Source organism: Thermopolyspora flexuosa, assembly GCF_006716785.1.
Taxonomy (GTDB): Bacteria; Actinomycetota; Actinomycetes; order Streptosporangiales; family Streptosporangiaceae; genus Thermopolyspora; species Thermopolyspora flexuosa.
In genome coordinates this window covers 3,409,022-3,423,101 of the sequence record NZ_VFPQ01000001.1, presented here as the reverse complement: position 1 = coordinate 3,423,101, position 14,080 = coordinate 3,409,022, and the positions used below count along the sequence as shown (strand labels likewise).

Here is a 14,080-nt window from a genome sequence, read left to right as displayed (position 1 = left end):
GGCACGGGCTCGTCACGGGCTCGGGAAGGTGACGCTGCCGGCCACGCGCTCGATCACCCCGTCGTCGCACCGGCCCGGCGCGCAGAAGAAGGTGAGCAGCGCCGTGCGCCGCCCGTCGGCCCGCCGTACCAGGTAGGCGACGAAGTCGAGGCGGCCGTTCCCCTGCGGGTCGTTGATCGTGCCGGTCACCCGGAAGCCCGGGCGGCCGCCCACGGTGGTCGCGGACGGCTCGGAGCCGAAGCCCACCGTGCCCGGCAGCGACGCCGCCAGGCTGTCCTTGATGTGCGGGATGTCGGAGACGTCGAGCGTGTTGCTCACCTGCGCCACCAGGCCCGAGGCCCGCTCGGGCTCCTCGCCGTTCAGGATGCCGTTCACCGCCGTCCAGTCCGAGGCGACCGGCACCGAGAACAGGGCCTCGAACTCGGCCGCGGCGGGCGAGAGCACCACGTACTCGTCGCCGTGCACCCGGGTCTGCCAGGCGGCCGGGTGCTCGAAGGTGAACGGCGCGGCCGGGTTGCCGGGGAACGTCCGCCACGTCACCGAGGGGCCGCCGGGGCTGAGCCACAGGAACGCCACCACCGCGAGCGAGACGAGCGCGGCGATCGCGCCGATCAGCGGCCCGCGGGCGCGGCCGCGACGCCGGGCGCGGTACTCCCCGGTCGGCTGGGTCCAGGCGGCCTCCGGCGGCACGCTCCCCCCGCCCGGGCCGACGACCGAGTGGGGCCCCGAGCCGCCGGGCGGCCAGGTGCTCGCGCCCACCACCGGGCCGGTGGGCGCGACGGCGCCGAGCTGGGCGAGCGTCGGCCCGCTCACCGGGCCGGGCTGCATCGGCACCTCGGCGATCGGCCGCACGGGCGGCGTACCGGCCGCGATCGCCTCCTGCAGCGCGGTGACGAACTGCAGGCAGGTGGCGTACCGCGCGTCCGGCGACTTGGCCAGCGCCCGCGCCATCACCTCGTTCACCGCGGGCGGCAGCTCCGGCCGGTACGGCGTGAGCGGGGGCGGCTCCTGCGAGACGTGCGCGTACAGCAGCGCCAGCTCGGTGTCCCGCTGGAACGGCGGGATGCCGGCGAGCGTCTCGAAGGCGACGCACGCGAACGCGTACAGGTCGCCGCGCCCGTCCACCGGCAGCCCGCGGATCTGCTCCGGCGCGACGTACCGGGGCGTGCCCATGAACTGGCCCTGGCTGGTCAGCCCCGCCTCGGCGTAGGTGCTCTTGGTGAGCCCGAAGTCGGTGAGGTAGACGTGGTCGCCGTGCGGGTCGTCCGGGTGGCCCTGCGCCACCAGGATGTTCGCGGGCTTGACGTCGCGGTGCACCAGCCCGGCGAGGTGGGCCGCGTCCAGCGCCGAGGCGATCTGGTGGAACAGCCGCAGCGCCCGGGGGACCGGCAGCGGCCCGCTGCTCTGCAGCAGCCGGCGCAGGTCGCTGCCCTCCACGTAGCGCATGGCGATGAACAGCAGCTCGCCGCTCTCGCCCGCCTCGTAGATCGGGATGATGTGCGGGTGGTCGATGCTCGCCACCAGCCGCGACTCGCGGATGAACCGGTCACGGAACCGCGGGTCGTGGGACAGCTGCGGGGCGAGCACCTTCAGCGCCACCGTGCGGTTGAGCCGCCGGTCGTGCGCCCGGTACACGGTCGCCATGCCGCCGTCGCCGATCACGGACTCGACGTGGTAGTCGCCGAGCATCGTGCCCACCAGCGAGGGCGTCCGGGCCCGTCCCACCTCGCTCACGGCGACTCCACCGGGTGGCCGCAGAAGCCGCAGAACCGGTGCGCGTGGCCGAGGCGCATGCCGCACCGGGTGCAGAAGCGCATCGTGGTGCCGCCGGGCGGCGGCGCGTCGGCGGCCTGCGGGTCGGGTACGGCGCCGCCCGCGACCGGCGCCGGCACGGGCGTGATGCCGAGCGGCAGCTGCGCCTCGGCGGGCCGGGCGTACTCCAGCGCCGCCTGCGGCGGCCACGAGGCGGGGTTCGGCCCCGCCCCGCCGAGCCCGGATCCGCCGGCCTGGGCCTCCCCGAACGCGGCCTCGGCGAACACCGGCTCGCCCGTCTCGTCCGCGGCGCGCCCGCGGCGGCGGCGCAGGGCCATCGGCACGAGCACGGCGACGAGCAGCCCGGCCACCACGACCCCGCCGGCGGCGAGCAGCCACGGCGAGAACGATCCGGACCGCTCCGGGGTCGTCTCCGGCTGGGCGCCCGCGGCCCCGCTGTCCTCGGCGGTCCCCGCCTTCTGCTGCGAGGTCTGCAGGTAGGCGGCGGCGACCGCGTGGGTGTTGCGCAGCCGCAGCACCTGCTGCAGCACGGGGATCGCGTTCGTGTAGTTCTTGTTGTGGTACGACGCCAGCGCGGTCTCGTACACCACGTCCACCCGGCCGCGGCGCGGCGTGACGTCGGCCGCGACGAGCGCGGCGCGGATGTCCTCCACCGGGGTGAAGATCACCGGGTCGCCGCCCCCGCCGGTGACGAGGCCGATCACCTCGCTGGTCCCGTCGTCGATCACCGCGGCGCCGTCACCGTCCCGGCCGAGCACCTTGTCGATCGTCTTCGCCTCGTTCTTGCGGAAGGTGCCGCTGCCCGGCGGGTCGAAGTGGACCGCGGTGAGCACCGGCGGCTTGTCGAGCGAGGGACGCTCGGGCAGCGTCATGAAGTCCACCGACTCCACGTTGCCGAGGGAGGTGGCGAGCGGCACGGTGGGCAGCGTCTCGTCCTCGGCGCCCTCGGTCACCTTGAGCACGGCCGCGGCCGCCGGCGTCGAGCCGGTGTGCAGGATCCGCGCGGGCAGGCCCTTGGCGGGCGAGGTCTCGTGCGGGAACACCTTCACCTCGGTGGTGACCTCGGCCTCGCACAGCGAGTCCTCGGCGACCGGCGGGTAGCAGCGCTGCAGCCGCAGGTTGAGGTCGGCGTTCCGGATCCGGTGCCGGGAGTGGTCCGCCGGGACCTTCACCTTGTAGTACTCGGCGAACACCCGGTTCGCGGCGTAGACGCGCGGGTCGCGGTCGCTCTTCACCACGCCGGTGGCGGTGACCACGGCGCCGTCCGGCGTCACGGTGAAGCCGCTGCCCTCGCCGATCGGGACCTCGTACTCCCGGCGCACCCGGCGGATGACGCCACGGTCGTCGTACAGCGTGATCGAGACCCGCGCCACCGCCTCGACGCGCACCGCAGCCGGGGTCACCCGGTCGGTCGAGCCGCTCGGATGCTCGTGCAGGGGAGGCGGCACGAACGCGCCGAGGACGACGAGTCCCGCGATGAGGGAGTGCAGGCGTGGCATCCGGCGTCTCCTCACTGACGTACTCCCTTTCAGAGTCGCAGCGGGGGAGGTACCGGACAAGACGTCATTCCGTACCGACATGCCTTTGCAACCTGTCACCGAAAGGTGACCGGTCACCGGCGGGAGCCGGTACGGCGGGCGGCGCGGTGGGCCGCCCGGCCGCTCAGGAGCCCTGCTCCTGGAGGATCGAGGGAAGCCGCTCGGCGCCGCGCTCCTTGAGCAGCTCGGTCATGAGGTCGATCTCGGAGTTCTGCGAGGAGACGATGTGCCGGGCCATGGTGCGCACCTCGGGCCGTTCCGCGAGCCGCAGCGCGCCGCGGGCCATGTCCACGCCGCCCTCGTGGTGGCGGATCATCAGCTGCAGGAAGAGGATCTCGGCGTCCCTGCCCTTCGCCGCCTTGAGCCGCTCCATCTCCTCCGCGCTCGCCATGCCCGGCATGACCGAGGACACGTCGGGGCCCGAGCCCGGGGGCGGGGAGGCGGGCTGCCGGCCGCCGCCGCCGTGGGAGCCGTGACCGGCCATCCACGCCATCGGGGGGCGGGTGGTGGCCTGGTCGAGGCCCCACTGCTGCAGCCAGCCCATGAACATGCCGCGCTGCGCCGACTGGGTGACGATGATGTCGTAGGCGAGCGTGCGGATCTTCGGGTCGGTGCTCGCGTCCCGGACGATGAACGACATCTCCACGGCCTGCGCGTGGTGCACGGCCATGTCGCGGGCGAACCCGGCGTCCGCCGAGGCGTCGCCCGGCGTGCCCGGCCCGCGCAGCACGAGGAACAGCACCAGACCCGCCACCAGGAACACCGTCCCGGCGGCGAAGAACAGGGTGCGCTTTTGCCGGATCATCGCCGCCAGGCTACCCGGGGACGAGCCGTTCCGGGTGCTTTCTCCGGCGGCCGCCTCATCTTCCCGGTCCACGAACTCCCTCACGTTGGCGACACATTATCCTCACTTCAACTATGTAATGTCCGGCCGCGGCACGGCCGCGGGCACTCGGTGGAGGGTTGATGGCGAACGACAGGTCGCGAGCCCGGCGCGAGCACCTGGCCAGGATGCGTGCCGAGCAGCGGCGCCGGGAGCGTCGCGCCGCGTTCCTCATGTGGGGTGCCGGAGGATTCGTCATCGTCCTGCTGATCGGGATGGTCGCCTTCTACCTGATCAGGGAGCGGTCGGTCGCCTCGCTCGACGCCGTCCGCACCTACAACTACGAGGGCGCGATCCACCAGACGACCAAAATCACTTATAAGGAAACGCCGCCGGTCGGCGGGCCGCACAACCCGGTCTGGCAGAACTGCGGCGTGTACGACAAGCCGATCAACAACGAGACGGCGGTGCACTCGCTGGAGCACGGCGCGGTCTGGATCACCTACCGGCCGGACCTGCCCGCCTCCGAGGTGGAGAAGCTCAAGAAGCACGTCACCGGCGACTACATCCTGCTCAGCCCGTACCCCGGCCTGCCCGCCCCGGTCGTGGTGAGCTCCTGGAACAACCAGCTCCACCTCACCGGCGCCGACGACCCGCGGCTGCCGCGGTACATCGCCAAGTACAAGCAGAACGCCACCTACACGCCCGAGCTCGGCGCGGCCTGCCAGGGCGGCACCGACGCGACCGCCGACGAGGCGCCGCTGCCCACGCCCACCGGCGACCCGCACGCCGAGGCGGAGCAGAACGCGTCGCCGAGCCCCGAGGCGAGCGCCACGCCGTCGGCGTCCCCGTCGGAGAGCGGCGAGGAGTGACGGCCCGGCCGGTCAGGCGAGGGCCTGCGCCACGGGCACCGCGGCCAGGCCGTGCGCCTCGGCGACCGCGGCGTTGGTGAGCACGCCCCGGTGCACGTTGAGCCCGCGGGCGAGGGCCGGATCGGCCCGCATCGCCCCCTGCAGGCCGCGTTCCGCGATGGCGAGCGCGTACGGCAGGGTCACGTTGGTGAGCGCGTACGTCGAGGTGTGCGGCACCACGCCGGGCATGTTCGTCACGCAGTAGAAGATCGACCCGTGCACCCGGAACGTCGGGTCGCCGTGGGTGGTGGGGCGGGAGCTCGCGAAGCACCCGCCCTGGTCGATCGACACGTCCACGAGCACCGAGCCGGGCTTCATCCGCGCCACCAGGTCGTCGTCGACCAGCGTGGGCGCCCGCGCCCCCGGCACCAGCACCGCGCCGATCACCAGGTCGGCGTCGCGCACCGCCCGCTCGATCTCGTACGCGTTCGACGCCACGGTACGGCAGCGCCCGCGGTACACCGCGTCGACCTGGCGCAGCCGGTCGGCGTCCTTGTCGAGCAGCAGCACCTCGGCCCCCATGCCGAGGGCGATCGCGGCGGCGTTGCGGCCCGCCACCCCGGCGCCGAGCACCACCGTCTTCGCCGGGTACACGCCCGGCACGCCGCCCATGAGCACCCCGCGCCCGCCGGCCTGACGCCCCAGGTGGTGCGCCCCGGCCTGCGGGGCGAGCCGCCCGGCCACCTCCGACATGGGGGCGAGCAGCGGCAGCCGGCCGTCGTCGGTCTGCACCGTCTCGTACGCCACGCCGGTGACCCCGGAGCCGAGCAGGGCGCGGGTGAGCTCCGCCGAGGCGGCGAGGTGCAGGTAGGTGAAGAGCACCTGTCCGGCGCGCAGGCGCGGGTACTCGGCGGGCACCGGCTCCTTGACCTTGAGCACGAGCTCGCCCTCGGCCCACACGTCGTCCGCCGAGCCGACGATCGTCGCCCCCGCGGCGGCGAAGTCCGCGTCCGTGATCGCCGAGCCCGCGCCCGCGCCGCTCTCCACCAGCACCCGGTGCCCGTGCCGGGTGAGCTCGTACGCGCCCGCCGGGGTGAGGGCGACGCGGTACTCCTGACTCATCACCTCGCGAGGGACCGCCACCTTCATACCGCCCTGCTTCCCACCGGTACGGCAGGGGCGCACAATCGGCGTGAAATGTTCGTCTTCGTCCCGGCGGCGCGGCCCACATGGCCGCCGCGCCCGGCGGCGGAGCCCGCCCGGTTACCCGGTTTTCGCCCGTCTCGCTAGGCTCTGCCCCGGATGCGGCAGGCCGTCCGTGATCCGGCGGGCGGCCGGCGGGCGGATAGAGGGAGTGCATGCACGACAGTCCGGCACCGGGCGCGCGGCCATCCGGCGCCCCCGCGGCGGGTCCGCAGGAGCACGGCCCGCAGACCGGGGGCCCGTTCGTGCCGGGACCGGCCCCGGCGACGCCGCCGGCCCCGGGCGCGCCCGCGACCCCGGCGCCACCGGCTTCCGCGCCACCGGCCGCGGCGCCGGGCGGGCCCGGTGCGGGGGCGCCGCGGGCTCCCCGCGCGGCCACGATCATCCTCGCCGTGTCGCTCGTCCTCGTAGTGGTGCTGACCGGCGTGGCGGCCACCGTCGCGGTGCTGATGACCCGCAACCCGCACGCGCCGCCGCTCGCCACCGTCCAGGTGCGCCGCCTGGCGACGCCGATGCACTTCGCCCCGGTCAGGGCGGTCAAGCAGGCCCCCTGCCCCGGCGCGGAGGCGGTGCTCGACGAGGCGGGCACCACCTGCTACCAGGTGGAGGCCGGGGTCACCGTGACCACGGTGCAGAAGATCGAGACGCTGCAGGAGCGCAACGGCGCCTACGCGGTCCGGATCGTGCTCGCGCCGGAGAGCCGGGACCTGATCGAGGACCTCACCCGGGAGACGGTGGAGCGGCAGCTCGCCCTCGTGGTGGGCGACAAGGTGGTCACCGCGCCCCGGGTCAGCCAGGCGATCACCCGGGACAGCCTGAGCATCGCGGGCCTCACCAAGGAGAGCGCCGAGGCCCTGGTCGCCCGCCTCCTCGGCACCCCGTCGGGCACGTCCCCCGCCGTGCCGGACACCACCGTTCCCGGCACCGCGCCGGCCACGCAGCCCGGCACGCCGTCCGACCCGGCGGCGCCGAGCACCGGGCCGACGACCATGCCCACCGACGGGTCCACCGGCCTCGGTTCCCCCGGGCCCGCGGGCGGCGGGCGGCCCGGCGCCGGCGGACCCACCCCGTGACCCGGCCGTGCGGTTCGCCGGGCCGTACGGCAGGCCCCGGCGGCGATTCCCGCGCACATCGGCGTCGCGTGCGCCGGAACGAACTTCGGTAACGAAAGTTCCGCCGTGCGTGCAACACGGCGCGGGCCTACGCCGTCCCTGGAATCGGGGGAGCGCACCGGCAGGGCACCCGCGGTCGTCCGTCGTGCCCCGGCGGACGCGTTCCCCGCGGGCGGTGGCCGGGCAAAGGGGAGGCCGCGCCCGCCCCGGCGAGGACCGGTGCGAGTGCGGCCCCGGGAGTGTGCGCGCCGTGCGGCGCGGCGGCGGTCCGCGGCGGCCGGGTCGCGACCCGGCGGGCCCGGCGGGCGGCGGAAGGCGCGTTTCCGCGGCGTCGCCCGCTCGTTCCCGGCGGGCCCGGCATTCCGGCGCCGCCCGGTTCCGCGCGACCGTTTATCCGACGGGAACGGCGCGCCGGTCGGGCTCTCCGGACGAACCCTCCGGCCCGTTATCCGCCGGGCTTCCGGTCGCCCGAGCCGCCCTTCCGGATATAGATGTGAACACGGTCGGATATCGAATTCGCCGCGCCGCGGGGAGCGCCCGCCGAAACCGCGCGTCAATGGCGCATTGTTTCGGCCTGCCGTGGCGCCCCGGACGGGCGTTGCCGCCGATCAGCAGCAGGCCCAGATGTATCCGAGGGCGACGATCGGCGACCGGGAAAGCGTCGCGTCGTTGGCTGTGTTAGTCGTAGCATTAGCTCCTGCGGTGGGGATCGACAACGCTGCCACTACGAGCGCGCCGATCAAGGCGAGGCGTCGACGCATGTTGACCTCCATCGTGTGTTACGGCTTGGAGCATTTTAGGGGTGCCGGTGGGCAGTCAAGATCTCGTGGGCCAGCGAATCAAGGCGATTCGCCGTCAGCGCGGTATGTCGCAGGCGCAGCTCGCGCATCCGGAACTGTCGGACAGCTACGTATCCCTGATCGAGAGCGGGAAGCGCACGCCGACCCCGGCCGTCCTCGAGCTGCTCGCCGCCAAGCTGCAGTGCTCGCTCACCTATCTGCTCAACGGCGTGACCGCCGAGGAGATGGAGGAGCTCGAGCTCAGGCTGCGGTACGCCAAGCTCGCGCTGGAGAACGGTGAGGTCGAGGAGGCGCGCACCCGCTTCGCGGAGCTGCGGGCCGACCCCAAGCTCGCCGGACTCGCCCGGCTTCGCCTCGACACCGAGTACGGCTACGCCCTCGCCCTCGAGGCGTGCGGCGACGTCGCCGAGGCGATCGAGATCCACGAGCGGCTGCTGGAGTCCACCGAGGAGGAGCTCACCGAGGAGCGCCGGGTCGCGATCTCCCTGGCCCTGTGCCGCTGCTACCGGGACCTCGGCGACCTGTCCGCCGCGGTGCGGATCGGGGAGCGGACGCTCGGCCGACCGGACGAGGTCGCCTGGAACGACGGGCTCGTCGAGCTGGGCGCCACGCTCCTCATGGCGTACATCGAGCGCGGCGACCTGCTGCGCGCCCGGCAGTTCTCCGGGGAGCTGCTCACCGCCGCGGACCGGCTCGGCACGCCGCGGGCGATCGTTGCCGCGTGTTGGAACGCGGCAATACTCGCCGAGCAGACCCGGCGCGGCGACGAGGCGCTCGCGCTCGCCGAGCGCGCCCTCGCCATCCACTCCGAGAACGGGGACCCGCGCAACCTCGCCCGCGTGCGCGGCGCGTACGCCGGGCTGCTGCTGCGGGTCCGCCCCGAGCAGGCGGAGACCGCCCGCGACCTGCTGCTGCGGGTCAAGCGGGAGCTGACCGAGTCGTCGGCGAGCCGCAACGACCGCGCCCTGTGCGACGTCGAGCTCGCCCGGGCGGAGCTCGCCCTCGGCAACAACGAGAAGGCCGCCGAGTACGCCAAGGCCGCCCTGGAGGCGCTGACCGAGAGCGCCCGCGGCATGCGCGCCGAGGCCCGCCTCATGCTCGGCCACGCCTACATGGGCCTGGGCCGGGAGGAGGACGCCGCCGCCGAGCTGGCCGCCGCCGCCGAGTGGCTCGACAAGGCCCCGGTCTCCCGGTCGAACACCCGGAGCTGGGTGGTGGCCGCCGCCGCGCTCGAGCGCCTCGACGACGTGGAGGCGAGCACCACCGCCTACCAGCGCGCCCTCGCCGGCGCCGGGCTGTAGGACGTGACCCGCGCGGGGCGGGGCCGACCCACCGGTCCCGCCCCGCCGTCGTGTCGTGGCGCGGATCGGCCGTGCCGTACGGCCGGCCGTACCCTCCGGCGGGGTTCCCCGGTTGGGGTGGGGACCGGTCGCCCGCCTGGGTAGCCTTGTGACGTTATGAAGACCTCTTTCCTCGCGGCCAGGTTCTCCCGCCTGCTGGCCGCGGTCCTCGGCGTGGTGCTCGGCACCGCGCTCGGTATCGCGTCGGCCGCCCCGGCTCTCGCCCACACCGCGCTCAAGCGCAGCGACCCGGAGAAGAACGCCAAGGTCGAGAGCCTGGAGCGGGTGGAGCTGGAGTTCACCCAGCCGGTGCGGCTGCCCACGGTGATCCTCCGCGGCCCGGACGGGGAGACGTACCACACCGGCAAGCCGAAGGTCGACGGCGCGCTGGTCACCCAGGACGTCGCCGACGACCTGCCCCCGGGCTCCTACACGATCGCCTACCGCGTGGTCTCGCCGGACGGGCACCCGGTCGACGGCGAGATCCCGTTCACGCTCGTCGCGCCCGAGCCCACCGAGAGCCCGACCGCCGAGGAGGAGGGCGGCGACGGCGCCGCGACCCCGGAGCCCACGGCGTCCGCCGAGCCGTCCGCCGGGGCCGGCGAGACGCCCGCGGGCGGCACTTCGGGCGGCTCCGGCGACGCCGCGGACGAGGCGGCGGGGAACGCCGCGCCGGCGTCCACCGAGGAGCGGTCCGGCGGCGTGCCCGCCTGGGTGTGGATGGTCGTCTTCGGCCTCGCCGGCATCGGCATCGGCCTGGCCATCAGCCTGCGCCCGAAGAAGGCGGGCGGCGAGCAGACCACGAAGGCCGCGGAGGACCGGTAACGGCCGTGCCGTACCGCGCTGAGTACCCGGAGACGGTGGCGACAGGACGATGAAGACGGCGAGCGGGCAGGACGAGCGGGCGGCGGCCGCCCAGGGGCGGAGCGGCGCCGTACGGCTGATCATCGCCGCGGCGTGCGTCGCCGCGGGCGCGCTCGTGATGGCGATGGTGTTCGGCGGCGCGGCGAACCCGCGCATCATCCCGGGGCTGCCCGACCAGGGCATGTTCACCCGCTGGATGCTGCCGGTGTCGAAGCTCACCATGAACGCCGCCGGCGTGCTCACCGTGGGCCTGCTGCTCACCGCGACCGTGCTCCTCCCCAGCGACAAGGGGGTGCTGCGCCCCGCGGCGCTCGGCTACGTCAAGGCCGCCGCCTGGTCGGCCCTGATCTGGTCCGGCGCCGCGGGCGCCACGCTCGTGTTCGGCGCCTCCGACGTGCTCGGCATGCCGGTGGGCGAGCTGCTCGCGGGCAACGAGCTGTCCAGCTACGCCGCGCAGACCGAGCAGGGCGTGGCGCTCGTGCTCGTGGTGCTGTTCGCGGTCGCGATCGCGTTCTTCGCCCGGGGCGCGATCACCGCGGGCGCCGCGGCGTGGCTGCTGGTGCTCTCGCTGATCACGCTGCTGCCGCCGCCGCTCACCGGGCACTCGGCGAGCTCCCCCAACCACGGGCTCGCCATCACCTCGGCCGCGTTCCACATCATCACGCTCGCGATCTGGATCGGCGGGCTCGCGGTGCTCGGCGTGCACGCGCTGCGCGGCGGGAAGCACCTCGACGAGGCCGCGCGGCGGTTCTCGGCGATGGCGCTGTGGTGCCTCATCGGCGTGGGGCTGTCCGGCGCCTTCGCCTCCATGGCCCGGCTCGCCTCGGTGACCGACCTGTTCACCTCAACCTACGGCCTGCTCATCGTGGTGAAGGTGGTCGCGTTCTGCGGGCTGGGCGTCCTCGGCTGGTGGCACCGCCGCCGCACCCTGCCCGAGCTCGCCGCCGGGCGGCGGAACGCGTTCATCGCCCTCGCCACCGGCGAGGTGCTGCTGATGGCGGGCACGATGGGCGTGGCCGTGGCGCTGTCGCGCACCGCGCCGCCGCCGGTGAACCTCCCCACCGACCGGGCCTTCGAGCTGCTGGGCTACCCGGTGCCGCCGCCGCTCACGCTCGGCAACGTGCTCACCCTGTGGTGGTTCAACTTGCTGTTCGCCGTGCTCGCCGCGGTGCTCGCGGGCCTGTACGGCGCGGCCGTGCTGCGGCTGCACCGCCGCGGCGACCGGTGGCCGGTGGGCCGCACCCTGGCGTGGTACACCGGCGTGGTCATCCTCGTGTTCGCCACCCAGAGCGGCCTCGCCCGGTACTCGCCGGTGCTGTTCAGCATGCACATGGTCGAGCACATGGTGCTGTCCATGCTCGTGCCGATCTTCCTGGTGCTGGGCGCACCGGTCACGCTCGCGCTGCGCGCGCTCAAGCCGGCGCGCCGCCGGGGCGACCGCGGGCCGCGCGAGTGGCTCACCACGATCCTGCACAGCCGGGTGATCCGGGTGATCGGCCACCCGGCGTACGCGACCGTGGTCTTCGTCGGCTCCACCTACGCGCTGTACTTCACCCCGATCTTCGGCGCGCTCATGCAGGAGCACATCGGCCACCTCGCGATGACCGTGCACTTCCTCGCCGCGGGCTGCCTGTTCTTCTGGGTGATCATCGGCGTGGACCCGTCGCCGCACGGGCTGTCGCACGTCTACCGGCTGCTGCTGCTGTTCGTCACCATGCCGTTCCACGCGTTCTTCGGCGTGGCGCTGATGAGCATGTCCGAGCCGCTCGCGCCGGAGTGGTACGACCAGCTCGGCCGTACCTGGGGGCCGTCCATCCTCGCCGACCAGTCGGACGGCGGCGCCATCGCCTGGGCGTTCGGGGAGATCCCCACGCTCATCGTGGTGGTCGCGCTCGCCTTCCAGTGGTACCGGAACGACGAGCGCCGGGCGCGGCAGGCCGAGCGCCGGGCCGACGCGCGGGCCGCCAGGACGGGCGGGACGGGCGACGCCGAGCTCGACGCCTACAACGAGTACCTGCGCCGGCTCAACCAGGCCGCGGGCAACGCCGACTGACCCCGTACCGGCCCGCCTCCTCCTGACCGGACCGTCCGTTCCGTCCCGGTACGGCCCGGCCGCCGGACGGTCCTGCCTCCCCGCGCGTGCCCCTGACATGACCGGTGACCGCGACGGACACGCCGGTCACCTGGCCCGTCACCGGCGTGGCGCGACCCGCCTTTGGGTAGCGTCTGGATACACCCTGCGGGTACGCCGGGCCCACGGGCCTGTGCCCACACCGGGCGAGTGACGGTTTCGTAACCGGCCGTGGAGCGATACCGTCGCACACAAATCAGTCCAAAAGGTGAGGAGGTGGATCGTCGCCGCCGAGATGCGCTCACACGGTTGGGGGAGGCACGTGGCCGAACAGCGTCGCATGCGGGAGAACGAGGGGCTCTCGCAGTTGCTGCGCGATCACCTGACGGAGTGGTCCGAACGCACCGGAATCACGGTCGAGGTGTGGGCCCTCCCGGAACAGAAGGTGCCGCCGAAGGTGGCGGACAACGTCTACGCGACCGTGCGCGAGGCGCTCGACAACGTGGCGCGGCACAGCGGGGCGCGGGTGGTGTCGATCGCCCTCACCGTCGGCCGGACCGGGCTCCGGCTCACCGTGAGCGACGGCGGCCGGGGCTTCGAGCCGGGCACGACGGGACGCGGCATCGTCGCGATGCACGCGTACCTCGCCGAGATCGGCGGACGGCTCGCCGTCAACCCGGTGCCCGGCGCGGGCACGACCGTGAGCGGCTTCGTGCCCGCGGAGATGCTCACCCGCTACGCCGAGGCCTGAGCCCCGCGCACGGACCGGGACCGTTCCGGTCACCGCCCCGCTCAGGGCAGCGTGAGGATCTCGTAGCCGGTCTCGGTGACCACGATCGTGTGCTCGAACTGCGCGGTGCGCTTGCGGTCCTTGGTCACCGCGGTCCACCCGTCCGGCCAGAGCTCGAAGTCGATCGTGCCGAGCGTGAGCATGGGCTCGATCGTGAACGTCATGCCGGGGACGAGGGTCCGGGTGAGCGTCGGGTCGTCGTAGTGCGGCACGATCAGCCCGGAGTGGAAGGACTCGCCGATGCCGTGGCCGGTGAAGTCGCGCACCACGCCGTACCCGAACCGCTTGGCGTACGCCTCGATCACGCGGCCGATCACGTTGAGCTGGCGCCCCGGCGCGACGGCGCGGATCGCCCGCATCATCGCCTCCCGGGTGCGCTCGACGAGCAGCCGCGACTCCTCGTCCACCTCCCCGACGAGGAAGGTCGCGTTCGTGTCACCGTGCACCCCGCCGATGTAGGCGGTGATGTCGACGTTGACGATGTCGCCTTCCTCGAGCACGGTGTCGTCCGGGATGCCGTGGCAGATCACCTCGTTGATCGAGGTGCACAGCGACTTGGGGAAGCCCCGGTAGCCGAGCGTCGAGGGGTAGGCGCCGTGGTCGCACAGGAACTCGTGCCCGATGCGGTCGAGCTCGTCGGTGGTGATCCCCGGCCGGACGTGCCTGCCGACCTCCTGCAGCGCCTGCGCCGCGATCTTCCCCGCGATCCGCATGCGCTCGATGGTCTCGGGCGTCTGCACGTCGGTGGTGCCCCGGCGCGGCTCCTTCCTGCCGACATACTCTGGGCGCTCGATGTGCGGGGGAACCTTGCGCTGGGGGGAGATCCTCCCCGGCCGGAGTGGCGACCTCATGCCGGTAAGTCTAGTTGTGGTCACGAGGGGGCAGGATCGCAGCGAGGACGCCGGCGCCCCCGAA

The 14,080-nt window shown here is 73.8% G+C and carries 11 protein-coding genes; 6 read left to right on the top strand and 5 right to left on the bottom strand.

All coding sequences use genetic code 11. From position 1 onward, the window contains the following. Positions 1–12 precede the first annotated feature (12 nt). From FHX40_RS14475 to FHX40_RS14465, 3 genes are all read right to left on the bottom strand, one after another. Positions 13–1,734: a serine/threonine-protein kinase gene (locus FHX40_RS14475; RefSeq protein ID WP_229788325.1), complete on the bottom strand. Its 1,722-nt coding sequence runs from the start codon at positions 1,732–1,734 to the stop codon at positions 13–15. Further along, entirely contained in the window at positions 1,731–3,272 is a 1,542-nt protein-coding gene (locus FHX40_RS14470; protein WP_142260113.1) for a zinc ribbon domain-containing protein, read from the bottom strand. Before FHX40_RS14470 ends, FHX40_RS14475 begins: the two co-directional genes overlap by 4 nt. A 163-nt stretch (positions 3,273–3,435) precedes the next feature. Further along, complete coding sequence (locus tag FHX40_RS14465) at positions 3,436–4,116, bottom strand: DUF305 domain-containing protein (RefSeq protein ID WP_142260112.1); 681 nt, start codon at positions 4,114–4,116, stop codon at positions 3,436–3,438. A gap of 161 nt (positions 4,117–4,277) precedes the next feature. Here FHX40_RS14465 and FHX40_RS14460 point away from each other — a divergent pair, with 161 nt between their 5' ends. Then, a complete protein-coding gene (locus tag FHX40_RS14460) occupies positions 4,278–5,006 on the top strand; it encodes a thioredoxin-like domain-containing protein (protein ID WP_142260111.1) in 729 nt (242 codons plus the stop codon). A 12-nt stretch (positions 5,007–5,018) separates the two neighbouring features. Here FHX40_RS14460 and ald read toward each other — a convergent pair whose 3' ends face one another. After that, positions 5,019–6,134: an alanine dehydrogenase gene (ald, locus tag FHX40_RS14455; RefSeq protein ID WP_142260110.1), complete on the bottom strand. Its 1,116-nt coding sequence runs from the start codon at positions 6,132–6,134 to the stop codon at positions 5,019–5,021. 446 nt (positions 6,135–6,580) lie between these two features. Here ald and FHX40_RS14450 point away from each other — a divergent pair, with 446 nt between their 5' ends. From FHX40_RS14450 to FHX40_RS14430, 5 genes are all read left to right on the top strand, one after another. After that, positions 6,581–7,261: a SecDF P1 head subdomain-containing protein gene (locus tag FHX40_RS14450; RefSeq protein WP_142260109.1), complete on the top strand. Its 681-nt coding sequence runs from the start codon at positions 6,581–6,583 to the stop codon at positions 7,259–7,261. An 841-nt stretch (positions 7,262–8,102) separates the two neighbouring features. Beyond that, complete coding sequence (locus FHX40_RS14445) at positions 8,103–9,401, top strand: helix-turn-helix domain-containing protein (RefSeq protein WP_306465685.1); 1,299 nt, start codon at positions 8,103–8,105, stop codon at positions 9,399–9,401. Between the two features lie 156 nt (positions 9,402–9,557). Further along, positions 9,558–10,265, top strand: a complete 708-nt coding sequence (locus tag FHX40_RS14440) for a copper resistance CopC family protein (RefSeq protein ID WP_142260107.1) — start codon at positions 9,558–9,560, stop codon at positions 10,263–10,265. Positions 10,266–10,314: 49 nt separating this feature from the next. Then, positions 10,315–12,357, top strand: a complete 2,043-nt coding sequence (locus FHX40_RS14435; RefSeq protein ID WP_142260106.1) for a bifunctional copper resistance protein CopD/cytochrome c oxidase assembly protein — start codon at positions 10,315–10,317, stop codon at positions 12,355–12,357. A 340-nt stretch (positions 12,358–12,697) separates the two neighbouring features. After that, on the top strand, positions 12,698–13,126 hold the full coding sequence (locus tag FHX40_RS14430) for a sensor histidine kinase (RefSeq protein ID WP_142260105.1): 429 nt from the start codon (positions 12,698–12,700) through the stop codon (positions 13,124–13,126). Positions 13,127–13,167: 41 nt separating this feature from the next. Here the strand turns inward: FHX40_RS14430 and map are convergent, their stop codons facing one another. Continuing rightward, on the bottom strand, positions 13,168–14,016 hold the full coding sequence (gene map, locus FHX40_RS14425; RefSeq protein ID WP_142260104.1) for a type I methionyl aminopeptidase: 849 nt from the start codon (positions 14,014–14,016) through the stop codon (positions 13,168–13,170). Positions 14,017–14,080 lie beyond the last annotated feature (64 nt).

Excerpts from the sequence above, each read along its gene's own strand:
- FHX40_RS14470 (WP_142260113.1), bottom strand. The coding sequence starts at position 3,272 with ATGCCACGCCTGCACTCCCTCATCGCGGGACTCGTCGTCCTCGGCGCG.
- FHX40_RS14465 (WP_142260112.1), bottom strand. The coding sequence starts at position 4,116 with ATGATCCGGCAAAAGCGCACCCTGTTCTTCGCCGCCGGGACGGTGTTC.
- FHX40_RS14460 (WP_142260111.1), top strand. The coding sequence starts at position 4,278 with ATGGCGAACGACAGGTCGCGAGCCCGGCGCGAGCACCTGGCCAGGATG.
- ald (WP_142260110.1), bottom strand. The coding sequence starts at position 6,134 with ATGAAGGTGGCGGTCCCTCGCGAGGTGATGAGTCAGGAGTACCGCGTC.
- FHX40_RS14440 (WP_142260107.1), top strand. The coding sequence starts at position 9,558 with ATGAAGACCTCTTTCCTCGCGGCCAGGTTCTCCCGCCTGCTGGCCGCG.
- FHX40_RS14435 (WP_142260106.1), top strand. The coding sequence starts at position 10,315 with ATGAAGACGGCGAGCGGGCAGGACGAGCGGGCGGCGGCCGCCCAGGGG.
- map (WP_142260104.1), bottom strand. The coding sequence starts at position 14,016 with ATGAGGTCGCCACTCCGGCCGGGGAGGATCTCCCCCCAGCGCAAGGTT.